Origin of the sequence: Synechococcus sp. NB0720_010 (assembly GCF_023078835.1) — a bacterium.
Lineage (GTDB): Bacteria > Cyanobacteriota > Cyanobacteriia > PCC-6307 > Cyanobiaceae > Vulcanococcus.
In genome coordinates, this window is the sequence record NZ_CP090898.1 from 714,839 (window position 1) to 728,447 (window position 13,609).

Genomic DNA, 13,609 nt, shown 5'->3' on the forward strand with positions numbered 1-13,609 from the left:
CGCTGGTGAAACCCAGAAATCAGTTCCCAGTAAGCAGCTTCATATTGAATTCAGCCCGGCGCCTTTGAATGGCGCCATGACCCCAGCTCAACCCCCACTGCGCCGACTCCTGCGTGCCCTAAGGCCCCATCGCCGCTTGGTCCGGCTCGCAGCACTCTGCTCAGTCCTGAACAAGCTGTTCGACTTGGCTCCTCCAGTGCTGATCGCCCTGGCGGTCAATGTGGTGGTGCAGCAGGACACCTCATGGCTGGCCAGCTGGGGGGTGACGACGATTCCAGGGCAACTGGGCGTCCTGGCCGGACTGTCCTTTGTGATCTGGAGCGCGGAGTCGCTGTTCGAGTACCTCTACGCCCTGCTCTGGCGCAACCTGGCCCAGACGGTGCAGCACGAGCTCAGGCTGGAGGCCTACGACCATCTCCAACGATTGGAGATGGGCTTTTTTGAATCGAGCTCCAGCGGCCGCCTGCTGGCGATCCTGAACGACGACATCAACCAGCTCGAGCGCTTTCTTGACCACGGCGCGAACGAGGTTCTGCAACTGATCACGACCGTGCTGGCGGTGGGGGGCGCCATGGTCTGGCTCTCACCTGCGGTGGCTGGGGTCTCCTTCCTGCCCATCCCCTTGATTCTCTGGGGCTCCCTGCATTTCCAGAAGCGCCTGCAACCGCGCTACCGCGAGGTGCGCGAGCGGGCCGGAGACCTGGCCAGCCGACTCGCGAACAACCTCGGAGGCATGCTCACCATCAAGAGCTACGCCGCTGAGCAGTGGGAGACCGATCGTCTCTGCAGCCAGAGCCGTGCTTACCAGAGCAGCAACAGCCGGGCGATTCGACTCTCGGCGGCGTTTATTCCCCTGATTCGCTTCGCGATCCTGTTTGCCTTCCTGGCGATCCTGGTCATTGGCGGCCTCCAGGCCTGGCGCGGGGTGATCGATGTCGGCACCTATTCCTTCTTGGTCTTCATCACCCAGCGCCTGCTCTGGCCCTTGACCAGCCTGGGCCGCACCCTCGATGACTACCAGCGCGCCATGGCCTCCACCCAGCGGGTGCTGGACCTGGTGGACACACCAATCGCGATACCCAGCGGCCATCGCCCCCTGCCCAGCCAGAGCGTGCGCGGGCAGATCCGTTTTGAGCAGGTGAGCTTTGGCTACAGCGGCAGGGAGCTGCTGCTTCGCAACTTTGACCTGGAGATCCCCGCCGGCAGCACCCTGGGGATCGTCGGGGCCACGGGCTCAGGCAAAAGCACCATCGTCAAATTGCTGCTGCGTCTCTATGGGCTGCAGGGCGGAAGGATCCGCCTTGATGGCCAACCGATCGAAGAACTGGAACTGGGGGATCTACGCAAGGCGATCGGCCTGGTGAGCCAGGAGGTCTTCCTTTTCCACGGGACCGTGGCCGAGAACATTGCCTATGGCAGCTTCGAGGCCACGCGGGGCGAGATCGAGCAGGCCGCACAACTGGCGGAGGCCTCTCGCTTCATTGAGGAGCTGCCGCAGGGCTACGACACGGTGGTGGGCGAGCGGGGCCAGCGCCTCTCCGGTGGACAGCGCCAACGGATCGCCCTGGCCCGGGCCATCCTCAAAAATCCACCCGTCTTGATCCTCGATGAAGCAACGGCGGCGGTGGACAACGAAACCGAGGCGGCGATTCAGCGTTCCCTCGATCGAATCACCGCCGAGCGCACCACCCTGGTGATTGCGCACCGCCTGTCCACCGTGCGCCATGCCGATCGGATCGTGGTCATGGACCAGGGACGGATCGTCGAGAGCGGCAGCCACGAGGAACTGATCGCCGCCGGTGGGGCCTACGTCAATCTCTGGCGGGTCCAGGCGGGGCTACGCCAGGACGAGGCCCTAGCTCTCTAACCAGCCAAAGAAGTGGCACCAATGCAGGGATTACCACAAGATGGGGGTCAGAAAAAGAAATAAATTGTGAGAATGAAGAGTCCCACCCTGAAAACAGCCCCCGCCAGCCCGATGCCCCGCCGCCGCGATGAGCGCGCAGCGATGCTGACGGCCATTGGCTTTGGGTTGGGTGGTGGACTCCTGCTTGCCTCTCCCGTCGCGGACTACCTCAGCAGTCCCCAGGTGAGCGAGCGCCACCAGCTGGTCAATCCGTTCAGCAGCTGGAACAGCCTCAGTGACGCCGATGTGGTGATCCTGGGAACCGACGTCGGCGGCGGCAATACCGACGTGATGTACACGATGCGTGTGCAAAACGGCGTCACCAAGCTGCTGCAGGTACCCCGGGACACCTACATCAACTCCAGCAGCTTTGGCCCGGTGAAGGCCAACGCCCTCTACGCCTATGGCGGCCCCGATGCGGTCAAGGCGGAGCTCTCCAAGCACCTGGGACGTCCGGTGCGTCACCACATCCTGGTGAACCTGGCGGTGATCCGGCGCCTGGGGGATGCCCTGGGCGGCCTTGAGGTCAACGTGCCCAAGCGCATGTGGTATCACGACAACACCCAAGGCCTGCACATCGATCTGCAGCCAGGCCGCCAGGTCCTCAAGGGCCGAGACCTCGAGGGCTTCCTACGGTTCCGCCACGACGAGATGGGGGACATCGGCCGCCTGGATCGCCAGCGCCTGGTGCTCAAGGCCCTGTTCAAACAGATCACCCGCCCAGAGAGCCTGGTGCGGCTCCCCGCTCTGCTCGCTGTCGCCGGCAAGGACCTGCGCACGGACCTGGGGCCGATGGAGATTGGAGGCCTGATCAGTGCCATGGGCAGCACCGAGCTGAACGCCGAGCGCCTCGGCGGCCGCCCCTTCATGCATGAGGGCATCAGCTACTGGAAGGCCGAATGGCCCGAAGCCACCGCCGCTGGGGCCGCAGCCGCCGGCAGCTCCGAGCGCTTCAAGTTTCTCTTCTAGGGCCTCTTTTAAGGCTGGCCTTCCTCATCCCGGTAGGCCGCGGGAACGAGCACCAGAAACAGGCCCCACCAGGCCAACACAGCCACCGCCACCGGTGCGCTGATCCACCAGCGGTGCAACAGCAGCCAGCTGCCGGCGATCACCAGAACACCGGTCAACAAGATGGACCAGGGCTGACACCACCAGGGCTTGAGACTCCAGAACGCGGGCTTGGTCTCAGACATGGGGCCTCTTGGCGTGTTGAGAGAGCACCACGAGGGCCAGGAGCAAAGCAGTGATCGCCAGCACCGGAGTGGATGCCGCCACCGTCACCCCGAGGGCGGCTGTGAACCAGATCGATGCGGCACTGGTGAGGCCGTGCACCCGCGGTTGCTGCCCTGCAAACGACTCCCCGCCGCGATCCACCAGGATCTCCCCGGCCCCCAGGAAACCCACTCCCGTGGCGATCCCTTGAATCGCCCGGCTGCGCGCATCGGGTTGGTCCCCCGCCGCCAGAACCAATAAGCAGGCACTGAGACCGACCAGCACGTGCACCCGCAGCCGGTTCGTCTGGGGCTGAGCAAAGTGCTGGGCGCGGTTGTAGCCCACCGCCAGACCACACAAGACCGATAACCCCAGACGCAACAGCACCGTCAGGTCGACGTCCAGGGTCGAGGACCAGGCGTTCGCCAACAAGATTGAGCCCATCAGCGCAGACCTCCATAAGCTCCCCGCAGACCCAGAACGCCGCGGCCCGTGGACGCACTGCTGGTGCGCAACACCCTGAAGATGTTCACGGCGGTATTCCTCACGGCAGCGATTGCCCTGTGGTTTGAGCGCATTGAGTTTGTTTGGTATCCGCTAATGGCGGTGGTGATTGTTGTTGATGACAACGATGACCACACCGTCAAGGCCGCAACCGCTCGGGTGATGGGCACGGTGATCGGTGGCCTGGTGACCTTTGTGGTCCACACGATCCTCAGCGGCTGGATGGGGGTGCTGGTCTCGATCCTCTTGATGATCCCGGTCCTGCGCCTGTTCGGCTGGCAATCGGGCCTGAGCACCGCCGCCACCTTGAGCGTGATGTTCTTGATGATTCCCCGCTACGAGGCCCTCGATTGGGACTACGTCTTCAACCGCGGCCTCGACACCGTGGTCGGCTGTCTGGTGGCCTTGGGGGTGGGACTGCTGTTCTGGCCGCGCAACAGCTACCGCGAGTTGCAAAGCCTCGACAAGCACCTACTAGCTGATCTGCAGGGGCAACTCGAGCGCTACCAGGCCTGGCTGGATGGTCAACACGAGCGACCGGCGCCACTGAATACAGCCCCCCTGACCGGCAACCTGATGCGGATGACGGATCTGGTGGAGCGGGAACGCCGAGGCCCCCGCCAGAAGCGGCTGCGCTCAAGCCGCTGGCAGCAACGCCTGCGGCTCTGGCAGATCGTCCAGTTCCATTGGATTGCCTGGGAGCGACTGATCGAAGGCCTACCCCAACTCGACATCGCCCAAGCAACGCCGCTGCAGCAGAGCATCGCCGGCCTGCATCGACAACTCCAGGGGGGCACACAGGCCACACCGCGGCGTCAGCCGCAGCGCTGGCAACAGCTCGCCCAGAGCCAACGACTGCCGCTGCTGCAGTTGCTGGCCCTCGAGGAAGAAACCAGACCCCTGCACGCCAGCCTGGGCAGCTTGGCCCGGCGGCCATGCTGATCAGCCGCGCCGAACTGCGGTTGGCGGTGGCCGCCGGCCTGAGCAATGGCTTCGCCGCCATGACCGGCTTGGCCTATGGCTTCTATTCCCCTCTGGCGGTGGTGTCCGTTGGGACGGGCAGTTACGGCGGGGCGATCGAATTGGGCCGTCAGCGGCTCCTCGGCACAGTGCTGGGCTCAGTTCTGCTGCTGGTGGGCTACTGGGGTCTGCGCGATGTGCCCATGCCCATCGCCATCGCCATCACCCTGGCGGCCCTACGGCTCCTGGGGGGGTGGCTGAAGCTCTTGGTCGGCTACAAGGTCGGCGGCCTGATTGTGGTGATGGGCTGGCTCTCCCACTCCGCCAACCTTGGCACCTGGATTCCCCTGCGCTTTTTCTGGACGGTCTTTGGCGTGCTGGTGGGGCTCCTGAGCCTGCGATTGTTCTGGCCGACCCGCAGCCTCGATACGGTCCTGCGGCAGTACGGCGAGCTATTCGGCGACCTGAGGCGGACCTACCAGGCGCTGGCCCAGCGCCTGCTGAACAGCGAAGCGCAAGGGCCAGGCATTGAGGACTACAAGCGCCTGCGCGCTCGCCTGATCAGCCTGCGGGCCCTGCGCCCAGCCCTCAGCGTGGAACTGGGAGAAGGGGCAAACCGCCATCCCAGCGTTCAGCTGGTGCAGGGCCTGGATGACGCCTGCTCCCGTCTGGTCATGATGGTTGGCGGCATGGTGCGCCGGGCCCCGACCCTCAACGACAGCGCCCTGATCGAGCGGCTGCATGAGGGCGAAGCGGCCCTGCTGCAGGTTCTGGGCCAACGGCTCGAACAATGGGAGCAGCGGTTCAGCGCCCGGCGGCGAACCCTGCCGCAACCACCCAGCTCTGCGCTGGCCTTGCCCCAGCCCTGGCTGGATCTCAACCGGGAACTCGCGGACCCCAACCTCAACCGCATCCCTCTTGAGAGCTTGGAGCGCATCGCCGCTCGGCTGCTGCTCTGCAGGCAGGCCGAGCAGGCCATGCAGGATGCCGAGCGGACCTGGGCGAGCGTGCTGCCCCGCTAGGACTCAGGCCTCGACGCCCACCAGCGCTCGACGCGATAGCCCAGGACCACGAGCAAAACCACGAGCCAGAACCAAAGCTCGGGGGCGTTGGCGTTGAACAGGATCAACAGCAGAACCACCTCCGCCACCAACCAGGGCAACTCCTTGCGCAGGAGGGTGTTGCGAAGGGGAGGCAAGCGCCAGGCCTTGAGCTTCACTCCAAGGTTCCGGGCTGCCTGAGGAAAGGACGGTTCCATAGGGCGTCAATTCTGAGGGTGCGATAGCCACCGGTGAGGGAGCGAAGCCCCGGGAGCACATAACTCAAGGGGGAGCGCCATTCCACATAGCCGTAGGCGTTGAGGGTCAGGCCGTCGCGCACCGGAAAGACACCGCTACCGCCCGAGAGGGTCCAGCGGTAGCCGTCATTGCTCCAACGATCGCGGCCCAGTTCGATCTCGGCGCGCATCACCGGCCCCTCCTTGGTCAGGGCCTTTGCCAACTGGGGGTTGCCGGTGGTGGTGGAGACGTCGTCCTCGGTGGCTGGCAGGGTCAACACCTGGCTGACCTGGCCCACGATCCCGCCAAAGCGCCCCCGTTGTTTCCACTGCGGCACCAATTCCATCCGCAGTCCCAAGGGAAGGCGGCGGGCATCAGCCGGGGAGAAATAGGCCACGGCCCGCAGGGGCGGAGCCTTGGCACCGGGTTTCTGGGGGCGTCCAATCGTGCCCAGGCGCTGGCCGGTGGAGACGGTTTGCCCGGAGATCACCTGGATGTCGAGCAGGCTGCCGTCCCGGCCAGCCAACACCTCCCCGTCGTAGGCGATCTGCGCTTCGGTGACGCGAATCTGCCGCTTGAGATCGTCGATCTGGTAGCGGCGATTCAGCGCCTCGGTCTCAATCGTGAGCTTCACCTGCTCGTAGTCGGTCAGGACCTTCTTGCGCTGGATCTTCACCGCATCAAGGTCCACGCTGGTGTTGGTGAAACCCTGCTGAACGGCAACCACCTCGCGGGACAGCGGTGCCACCACTTCCCGGCGAGCCAGCCAGTCGAGGTTGCTGAGTTTGGAGCTGTAGGTGGACTGGAGTGAGGCGTAGCGGGCGCTGTCATCCGTCAACTTCGCCAGAGCCACCTCCACGGCGCGCTTTTCGGTCTCGAGCCGCCACAGATCGCGCTGGTCCAGATCGGCGTTGATCCGCTCCAGCTGCGCCAGGTTGCCCCGCTGCTGCGCCAGTTGTTTCTCTAGAACCGGCAGGTAGAGGGTCATCAAGACCTGTCCCTTGCGCACCGGCTCGCCAACCTTGACCTTGACGTCGAGGACCTGTCCTCCGGAGCGGGCATTCAGCACCCCAGCGTTATCGGGATAGAGAAAAACGCCCTGACCGCTCACCTCCGTCGGCACCGGCCAGAACAACGCCCAGAGCGCCAGGACCCCGCCGACCCCCGCCAGGCAGACGCCGACTTGGTTGTGGTCGCTCAGACCAACCCAACCCTGCTGGAGCTGTTGCCGCCGTTGCTGCCACATAGCGACAGGATGCTGGGCTAAGGCGATTCTGGCCAGATTCGGCAGACTGCATCACAACTTCCCCCGGACGTTGCGCCTCGCTGCGGCAAGCCGAATCTTGAGCCTGGCCGGCGGCCTGGCGTTGGCGAGCCTGTGGAGCCCGCTGGCACTCGGGCAACCCAACATCGAAGCCAGCTCCCCCGAGGTGGAGAAGCTCGAGCGCAGCTGGCGGGCCCTGGATCAGCAGCTGCGGGTCCTTGATGCCCTGATCCCCCCCGACCCCCAGGGGATTCCGCCACGGGAAGCCGTCACGGCCCCCATTCCCAGCACCCTGCTGCAGCCCAATCGAGCACCAAGCCAACAGCTGCAGCCGGGGCAAGCCGCTCCCCCCGCACCCCTGAGCCTTCCGACGCCCCAACAGCTCCAAAAAGGAGTCGTTGAGGGCTTGAGCCTGCTCGAGGCCCTTGCCCTGGGCTTCAAAAACAACCCGGAGCTCCTCGCCCAACGGGAGCGGGTCGCGGCCTCCCTCGATGAACTGCAGGCGGCCCTTGGCACCTACTGGCCGCGGATCAGTGCGGTCGCCGGCGGCAGCACCGGTCAAATCAGTTCGAACAACACCGCCTCCGTCGGCAACGGCAACCTGAACCTGGGGCCCCTGTTTGAGCCGGGGGGCGCCTTCTATGTCCCCACCGACGGGGGGGCCTACCTCAATCAATCCAGCAACGTCGGCGCCGCTGGGCTGCAACTGGACTACGCACTCCTGGACTTCGCCCGCACGCCCCGGGTGCAGGCGGCTCGCGCCGTGCTGGAGCGGGAGCGGCAGCTGTATGGCAACCAGCTCAGGCAACTGCAACTGAACATCAGCGAGGCCTACTACCAGCTGCAGCAGGCTGATCAGAACGTCCGCATCCAGGACGCGGCGGTGCGCGATGACCTGCTGATCCTGCAGGACTCCCTCGATCTGAAATTGGCGGGTCTAGTGCCCCGGGTCGATGTCCTGCGCCGCCGCGCCATTGAGGCCAGCGACCAAGAGGCCCTGATCCAGGCCCTGGCCGATCGCGCCATCGCCCGGCGCCGCTTGGCCCTGGTCCTGAACCTTCCCGCCACGGTCACCCCCAGTGCCAGCGATCCCATCGCCGTGATGCCCCACTGGCCCCTGGACCTTGAGCAGAGCCTGCTGGCGGCCTACCGCGGCAACCCCGAACTCGAGGCAATCCTGGCGACGCGCACCGCCCTGGCGCGGCAAAAAGATGCCACCGCCGCCCAACTGCTGCCGCGGCTGGCCCTGTTTGCCGGGGGCGGCAGCTACGGCCAGAACGTTAATCAGTTCAACATCACCACGAGCAATGGGGGCTGCTGCGGCTCCACCGTGATCCCCACCCTCAACACCAGTGGCTACGACTGGTCCCTGGGCCTGAGCATCCGCTGGTTGCTGTTTGATGCCGGCACCACCAGCGGCGAGACCCGGGCCCTGCAGCGCCGCGTCGAGGCCGCCGGGCAAGACTACGCGGCCCGGCGCAATGCGATTCGGTTGCGGCTGGAGGCGGCCTTCTTCAACCACGAGGCGAGCCTGGCCAAATTGGCCTCAGCCCGGCGCGGGGTCGCCGCGGCCCTCGAAGCCTTCCGCGACGTACGGCTCCGCTACCAAACAGGACTGTCGAGCGAGGTGGATCTTTCGATCACCCAGGAGCGCCTGATCAGTTCCCTCGTGCAGCGGCTCAACGCCACCGTCGGGGTCAACATCACCTACGCCCAGCTGCTGCGCGAACTGCTGCCCGTACCGCGCGATCCTGCCGCACCACTCACCCCGGAGCTCACCTGGCGGGCTGCCACACCTGCAGCTGCTCCAACTGCCCCTGCGCCGTAGGGCTGCCCGCCGCGAGCACCTCCGCCAGCAGCGGCGCGAGCACCGGGACCTGGGCGAAGCCGCCGCTATAGCCACTGAAGCCAAACAGTCCTGGGGCGTCCGCCAGGGGGCCAGCTAAGGGAATCCCCGTGCGGCTGAAGGCCACGGGGACCTGATGCCAGCGGCCAGGCGCCTCAGCGAGGTCCTTGGGCAACCCGGAGGCAGCGATGGCCTGCCTCAGCTCCTGCTCCAGCGCAGGCGGGGGGGCCTGCAAGGTCAAGCCGGGAGCAAAGCTGCTGATCTGCCCCAAGAGCGCCCCAGCGCCGCGGGGCACGAGCCCGGCATCCACGACGGTCCGAGGGACCTGGAGTTCCGCGCTCGATCGCTCCAGCGCCGGGCGCTGGAACTGGGCCGGCAGCCGCAGGCCATGGGCCGGCGCTTCGGGCAACTCCAGCACTCCTGCCCAGCTGCTGCGCAGCGCCTCAGGCCAGGCCGGCCAGAGGCGGCGGCAGCCCGCACCGGCGGCCAGCACCAGCTGAGGACTGGTGTGGGCGGAGCCATCGCTGCAACGCACCAGCCACTCACCCTGCTGACGCTCAACGCTCAGCGCCTCGGCGCAGGCGTAACGAACACCGACCTGCTTCAGCAGCTCAGGAAGGCGCGCATGGAAACGCGCACTGTCGACTTGGGATCCCGGCAGGGGCAAGAGCCGCGCCCAGGGCTTGCCGCCGTGGAGATGGATCCGCGCTCTAGACAAGCCGAGATCGCCATAGCGGCGTTGCAGATCGCGCCAGAGGCCAGCGGCCTTGGCAGAGCGGATCGCAAGAGCTGAGGTGCCCAGTGGCCAACCCGGGATCACCCCATAGCTCCACTCCGTCGCGGAGGGCTGCTGGCCGGCGATCAAACAGACGTCGACGCCGCGCTCCCGCAGGGCGAGGGCCAGCAGTCCACCCGCCAGGCCACCGCCAACGATCAGCACTCGATCAGATCCGCAGGGTGAAGGAGGTGATCACCTGATGGAACAGGCCCTTGACCTTCGGCCAGCGCATCTCGTTGGTGCTGGCGGCAAAGGTGTAGAGCCGGCCGCGGTCCACAACGACCGTCGCCAGCTCATGGCGATCACGGTCGGGAAGGTGAACGGCGTACTCCAGGTCGTAGAAGGTGCGCCCGCCGTCCTCACGCTCAGAGGCCTCCACCAGTTCCGCCTCGCGGCCGCTGCCGTCCGGGGCGATCACGACGCGGCGCAGCTTCTCGCCCACCGCCACTGCGCTACCGAGGTTCTCGAGGCTGTTGGTCTCATTCACATCGGAGACCACCAGGCTGAGGGTTTCATCCGCATTGATCAGGTCGTGGAAGACCACCTGGGGCCCCTCGGTGACCTGCACCCGGGTCCAGCCCGTCGGATAGAGGAAGGCGTAGCGTCCATCCGAGCTTTGGAAGGAGTTGAGACCGGCCGCGACCGCACTGCAGCTCACCAGCACCAGCACCAGGCCAAGGGCCAGGAACGAACGCAGTCCTCGGGAGATCCAGCGGGTCAGCACGGCCATTGATCAGCGCTTCAGCGCAGCCATTCTCACGCGCCGCCGCAGGTCTTGCGGTTCCTCTTAGATTCACGCCAGTTGCCTCAAGGGATCTGAGCGGCTTCACCAGACCCCTGGCACGGCTGATTGATCAGTTCGAGCGGCTTCCCGGCATCGGGCCGCGCACGGCCCAGCGCCTGGCGCTGCACCTGTTGAACCAACCCAGCGAGCAAATCCAGGCGTTCGCCGATGCGCTGCTGGCCGCCCGCAGCCAGGTGGGTCAGTGCCAGCGTTGCTTTCACCTCTCGGCCGACCCCCTCTGCGAGATCTGCCGCAACGAAGAACGCAGTACCGGGGTGCTCTGCGTGGTCGCCGATTCCCGTGACCTGCTGGCCCTCGAACGCACCCGCGAGTTCAAGGGGAGCTATCACGTGCTCGGCGGGCTGATCTCGCCCATGGATGGCATCGGCCCAGAGCTGCTGCACATCCAGCCGCTGGTGGAGCGCGTGGACCGGGACGGCATCAGCGAAGTGATCCTGGCCCTCACCCCCAGCGTGGAGGGGGACACCACCAGCCTCTATCTGGCCCGCCTGCTCAAACCCTTCACCCAGGTCAGCCGCATCGCCTACGGGCTACCAGTCGGCAGCGAACTGGAGTACGCCGATGAGGTCACCCTGGCGCGGGCCCTCGAGGGGCGGCGGCGGATGGAGTGAGCGCATGAGCCGCTACAGCCAAATTCCACCCAAGGAACGCCTACCGGACTGGATCCGCACCCCCATCGGCGCGGCCAGCGCCCTGGAGTCGGTCCAGGCCGTGGTTAAGCAGCAACGCCTCCACACCATCTGTGAGGAAGGCCGCTGCCCCAACCGGGGCGAGTGCTACGCCTCCGGAACCGCGACGTTCTTGCTGGGGGGATCGATCTGCACCCGCAGCTGCGCCTTCTGCCAGGTGGACAAGGGGCAGGCGCCGGAGCCCCTCGATGACCAGGAGGCCGAACGGGTGGCCGAGGCGGTCGAAACCCTGGGACTGCGCTATGTGGTGCTGACCTCGGTGGCCAGGGATGACCAGAGCGACCACGGCGCGACGCTCTTCACCCGGGCCATGGCCGCCATCCGGGCCCGCAATCCGCTGATCGCCATCGAGGTGCTCACCCCCGACTTCTGGGGGGGCCACCGCGAGGAAGCCGAGGCGATCACGGCCCAACGCCAACGGCTACAGACGGTCCTCTCGGCAGCACCCGTCTGCTTCAACCACAACCTCGAGACGGTGGAGCGTCTGCAGGGAGAGGTCAGGCGTGGGGCCACCTACAGCCGCTCCCTCGGCCTTCTGGCAGCCGCCCGCGAGCTGGCGCCACAGATCCCCACCAAGAGCGGGCTGATGCTCGGTCTGGGTGAAGGGTTCGAGGAGGTGGTCGAGGCGATGCGCGATCTCCGCGCGGTGGACTGCCAGCGGCTGACCATCGGCCAATACCTCAGGCCCTCCCTGGCCCATCTCCCGGTGGATCGCTACTGGACGCCCGAGGAGTTCGAGGAACTCGGGAGCATCGCCAAGGGGCTGGGCTTCAGCGATGTGCGCTCCGGCCCCTTAGTGCGCAGCAGTTATCACGCCGGAGACCAGGGCTAGCTGGCTTGATGGCGATCCTCCTGGCGCAATTCCAGGGCCAAGAAATAGTTCAAGAAGGTCCGAATCAACGCCACCGCACCCAGCTGGATCAGGGCATTGGGCTCGCGGCTGATCGTGGTCAAGACCACATCGGCGCCCAACTGAAACTCCAGCGCCAGGGCAACCCAGGAGCCAAAGGTCACCCGGGCCATCGTCACCGGCCCGCGTTGGATCAGATGGGGCGGAATCTCCCGCAGCCGCAACTTGCGCGCCCCACTGAGAACGGCCACCAGGCCAATCGCGACGGAAATCAGCGAGAGGAACTCCAGCAATTGGCGAAGCGCTTGAGCCGAATGAGTCAGCAGCAGCTCCATCCCATGCAGATCCATCGCCTCAGGTCACTCGTTGCTGACGGCAGTGTGGCGCGTGCGACCGGGCAACACCAGTAACCCGCCCTCGGGTTCGCCGTAGATCGCTGCCGCGGCCCCCTTGGCGATGCGCTGGGCGGCTAGGGCACAGACCGCCGCATCAATCCAATCGATGCTGCTCAAGCCACTCAGCGAAACGCCAAAGCGCTCCAGTAGCGCGGAACGTTGCTCCAGCTTGAACGCCGCTTTCACCTCGATCTGCGGCGAGAGGGCGACGGTGATGCCGTGGGGAAAGCTCTCAAAACAGCAGCGCCCGGCCAGCGCCTGTTCATCACGGGCGATCGGCACGCCGAACCGCTGCAGAGCTTGGTAGAGGGCCTCGCCGCGCAGCACCCAGCCATAGAAGTTGCTGCGGCTCGCCAGCGCCGCCTCCCGCGTCGGAGTCGCAAAGCAATGCACCCCCTTGGCCAAGAGCTGGCGTTCGCACAGGCGCGAGCGCTGGCCAGGCTGGGCCCAACCGCAGGGAGCGTCAATCGCGATCCGCTCGGCCCTCAGGCACCAGCGTGCCAACGCCTCCGGATCAGGCGTGTTGAGCTGGTCAGTGACGGTTTGCTCGTCAAGCAGGACGGCATGGAAGCCCTTGCGGGCGCCGCCCACATCAATGCCAGCGAAGATCACAGCCGACGGCTGACGCGCTCGAGCCCCTGAGCGATGTCTCCAGACATCAGCAGTCCGGCCCCACCCCAGACCAGGCGCAGGGGGAGATCCAGCGCCGCGGCCCCGACCTCCCGAGTCGGCTCAAACCCCAGCTGGCGGAAGTAACGCACCAGACGGCGATGCTGCTGATCGTTGTCGCGGATCGCCAGCAGACGGGCACGGCGGCAAGGGGTGGCCTCTAGTGCCCAGGCAAAGGTGGCAGCCCAGATCAGGGCACCCACTCCCTGGGTGTCCGCCCCCTGAACGCGCATCGTGTCGAGTTGCAGGCCATGGGGCTGCGGCAGCGCCCAGCCCTTGAGCTCACCCAGCAGCACAGGCGCCTGTCCCTGCCGCGGCCTGGCCACCACCACCCTCAGGGTCCTGACCGCCAAGACCTGCTTGACCTGCAGCCGCAGCAGCAGCCCCCGCGCCGCGGCCCGCTGCTCGATCTCCGCTAGCCCGGGAACACTCATCAACAGAACCGACCTAGGCT

16 protein-coding genes are annotated in these 13,609 nt (G+C 66.3%); 7 read left to right on the forward strand and 9 right to left on the reverse strand.

Translation table 11 applies throughout. The features are described from left to right. The first annotated feature begins 76 nt into the window (after positions 1 to 76). Complete coding sequence (locus LY254_RS03885; RefSeq protein WP_247479038.1) at positions 77 to 1,867, forward strand: ABC transporter ATP-binding protein; 1,791 nt, start codon at positions 77 to 79, stop codon at positions 1,865 to 1,867. Positions 1,868 to 1,978: 111 nt separating this feature from the next. Beyond that, positions 1,979 to 2,875: an LCP family protein gene (locus LY254_RS03890; RefSeq protein ID WP_247479724.1), complete on the forward strand. Its 897-nt coding sequence runs from the start codon at positions 1,979 to 1,981 to the stop codon at positions 2,873 to 2,875. 8 nt (positions 2,876 to 2,883) lie between these two features. Here the strand turns inward: LY254_RS03890 and LY254_RS03895 are convergent, their stop codons facing one another. Together LY254_RS03895 and LY254_RS03900 are read right to left on the reverse strand one after the other, a co-directional pair. Beyond that, positions 2,884 to 3,099 (reverse strand): DUF6737 family protein, encoded by a 216-nt coding sequence (locus LY254_RS03895; protein ID WP_247479039.1) that lies wholly within the window; start codon positions 3,097 to 3,099, stop codon positions 2,884 to 2,886. Then, a complete protein-coding gene (locus tag LY254_RS03900) occupies positions 3,092 to 3,562 on the reverse strand; it encodes an MgtC/SapB family protein (RefSeq protein WP_010317841.1) in 471 nt (156 codons plus the stop codon). The genes LY254_RS03895 and LY254_RS03900 overlap by 8 nt, the downstream gene beginning before the upstream one ends. Before the next feature lie 48 nt (positions 3,563 to 3,610). On the opposite strand from LY254_RS03900, the gene LY254_RS03905 reads away from it, so the two are divergent. Together LY254_RS03905 and LY254_RS03910 are read left to right on the forward strand one after the other, a co-directional pair. After that, positions 3,611 to 4,564 carry an aromatic acid exporter family protein gene (locus LY254_RS03905; RefSeq protein ID WP_247479040.1) on the forward strand — a complete coding sequence of 318 codons (954 nt, stop codon included), beginning with the start codon at positions 3,611 to 3,613 and terminating at the stop codon, positions 4,562 to 4,564. Then, positions 4,558 to 5,604, forward strand: coding sequence for an FUSC family protein (locus tag LY254_RS03910; protein WP_247479041.1), 1,047 nt, complete (start codon positions 4,558 to 4,560; stop codon positions 5,602 to 5,604). The genes LY254_RS03905 and LY254_RS03910 overlap by 7 nt, the downstream gene beginning before the upstream one ends. Here LY254_RS03910 and LY254_RS03915 read toward each other — a convergent pair. Both LY254_RS03915 and LY254_RS03920 read right to left on the reverse strand, forming a co-directional pair. Next, entirely contained in the window at positions 5,601 to 5,801 is a 201-nt protein-coding gene (locus LY254_RS03915) for a hypothetical protein (protein ID WP_247479042.1), read from the reverse strand. The genes LY254_RS03910 and LY254_RS03915 overlap by 4 nt on opposite strands. Beyond that, on the reverse strand, positions 5,798 to 7,105 hold the full coding sequence (locus tag LY254_RS03920; RefSeq protein ID WP_247479043.1) for an NHLP bacteriocin system secretion protein: 1,308 nt from the start codon (positions 7,103 to 7,105) through the stop codon (positions 5,798 to 5,800). Before LY254_RS03920 ends, LY254_RS03915 begins: the two co-directional genes overlap by 4 nt. Before the next feature lie 70 nt (positions 7,106 to 7,175). Between LY254_RS03920 and LY254_RS03925 the strand changes: the two genes are divergently transcribed. Next, a complete protein-coding gene (locus LY254_RS03925; RefSeq protein WP_247479044.1) occupies positions 7,176 to 8,951 on the forward strand; it encodes a TolC family protein in 1,776 nt (591 codons plus the stop codon). Here LY254_RS03925 and LY254_RS03930 read toward each other — a convergent pair. Beyond that, positions 8,899 to 9,909 (reverse strand): FAD-dependent oxidoreductase, encoded by a 1,011-nt coding sequence (locus LY254_RS03930; protein WP_247479045.1) that lies wholly within the window; start codon positions 9,907 to 9,909, stop codon positions 8,899 to 8,901. The genes LY254_RS03925 and LY254_RS03930 overlap by 53 nt on opposite strands. A 4-nt stretch (positions 9,910 to 9,913) precedes the next feature. Further along, entirely contained in the window at positions 9,914 to 10,477 is a 564-nt protein-coding gene (psbP, locus tag LY254_RS03935; protein WP_010317848.1) for a photosystem II reaction center PsbP, read from the reverse strand. A 116-nt stretch (positions 10,478 to 10,593) separates the two neighbouring features. Here psbP and recR point away from each other — a divergent pair, with 116 nt between their 5' ends. Continuing rightward, entirely contained in the window at positions 10,594 to 11,163 is a 570-nt protein-coding gene (gene recR / locus LY254_RS03940; RefSeq protein WP_029626389.1) for a recombination mediator RecR, read from the forward strand. A gap of 4 nt (positions 11,164 to 11,167) precedes the next feature. After that, positions 11,168 to 12,073 (forward strand): lipoyl synthase, encoded by a 906-nt coding sequence (gene lipA / locus LY254_RS03945; RefSeq protein WP_247479725.1) that lies wholly within the window; start codon positions 11,168 to 11,170, stop codon positions 12,071 to 12,073. On the opposite strand, the gene LY254_RS03950 is transcribed toward lipA, so the two are convergent. From LY254_RS03950 to LY254_RS03960, 3 genes are read right to left on the reverse strand one after another with little or no spacing between them, the layout of a single operon-like run. Further along, positions 12,070 to 12,441, reverse strand: coding sequence for a DUF1622 domain-containing protein (locus LY254_RS03950; RefSeq protein ID WP_247479046.1), 372 nt, complete (start codon positions 12,439 to 12,441; stop codon positions 12,070 to 12,072). The two genes, lipA and LY254_RS03950, sit on opposite strands and share 4 nt — an antisense overlap. A gap of 9 nt (positions 12,442 to 12,450) precedes the next feature. Beyond that, positions 12,451 to 13,098: a DUF429 domain-containing protein gene (locus tag LY254_RS03955; protein ID WP_247479047.1), complete on the reverse strand. Its 648-nt coding sequence runs from the start codon at positions 13,096 to 13,098 to the stop codon at positions 12,451 to 12,453. Continuing rightward, positions 13,095 to 13,589 carry a hypothetical protein gene (locus LY254_RS03960; protein WP_247479048.1) on the reverse strand — a complete coding sequence of 165 codons (495 nt, stop codon included), beginning with the start codon at positions 13,587 to 13,589 and terminating at the stop codon, positions 13,095 to 13,097. Before LY254_RS03960 ends, LY254_RS03955 begins: the two co-directional genes overlap by 4 nt. Positions 13,590 to 13,609 lie beyond the last annotated feature (20 nt).

Excerpts from the sequence above, each read along its gene's own strand:
- psbP (WP_010317848.1), bottom strand. The coding sequence starts at position 10,477 with ATGGCCGTGCTGACCCGCTGGATCTCCCGAGGACTGCGTTCGTTCCTG.
- LY254_RS03895 (WP_247479039.1), bottom strand. The coding sequence starts at position 3,099 with ATGTCTGAGACCAAGCCCGCGTTCTGGAGTCTCAAGCCCTGGTGGTGT.
- LY254_RS03920 (WP_247479043.1), bottom strand. The coding sequence starts at position 7,105 with ATGTGGCAGCAACGGCGGCAACAGCTCCAGCAGGGTTGGGTTGGTCTG.
- LY254_RS03960 (WP_247479048.1), bottom strand. The coding sequence starts at position 13,589 with ATGAGTGTTCCCGGGCTAGCGGAGATCGAGCAGCGGGCCGCGGCGCGG.
- LY254_RS03910 (WP_247479041.1), top strand. The coding sequence starts at position 4,558 with ATGCTGATCAGCCGCGCCGAACTGCGGTTGGCGGTGGCCGCCGGCCTG.
- lipA (WP_247479725.1), top strand. The coding sequence starts at position 11,168 with ATGAGCCGCTACAGCCAAATTCCACCCAAGGAACGCCTACCGGACTGG.
- LY254_RS03900 (WP_010317841.1), bottom strand. The coding sequence starts at position 3,562 with ATGGGCTCAATCTTGTTGGCGAACGCCTGGTCCTCGACCCTGGACGTC.
- LY254_RS03950 (WP_247479046.1), bottom strand. The coding sequence starts at position 12,441 with ATGGATCTGCATGGGATGGAGCTGCTGCTGACTCATTCGGCTCAAGCG.
- LY254_RS03885 (WP_247479038.1), top strand. The coding sequence starts at position 77 with ATGACCCCAGCTCAACCCCCACTGCGCCGACTCCTGCGTGCCCTAAGG.
- LY254_RS03890 (WP_247479724.1), top strand. The coding sequence starts at position 1,979 with ATGCCCCGCCGCCGCGATGAGCGCGCAGCGATGCTGACGGCCATTGGC.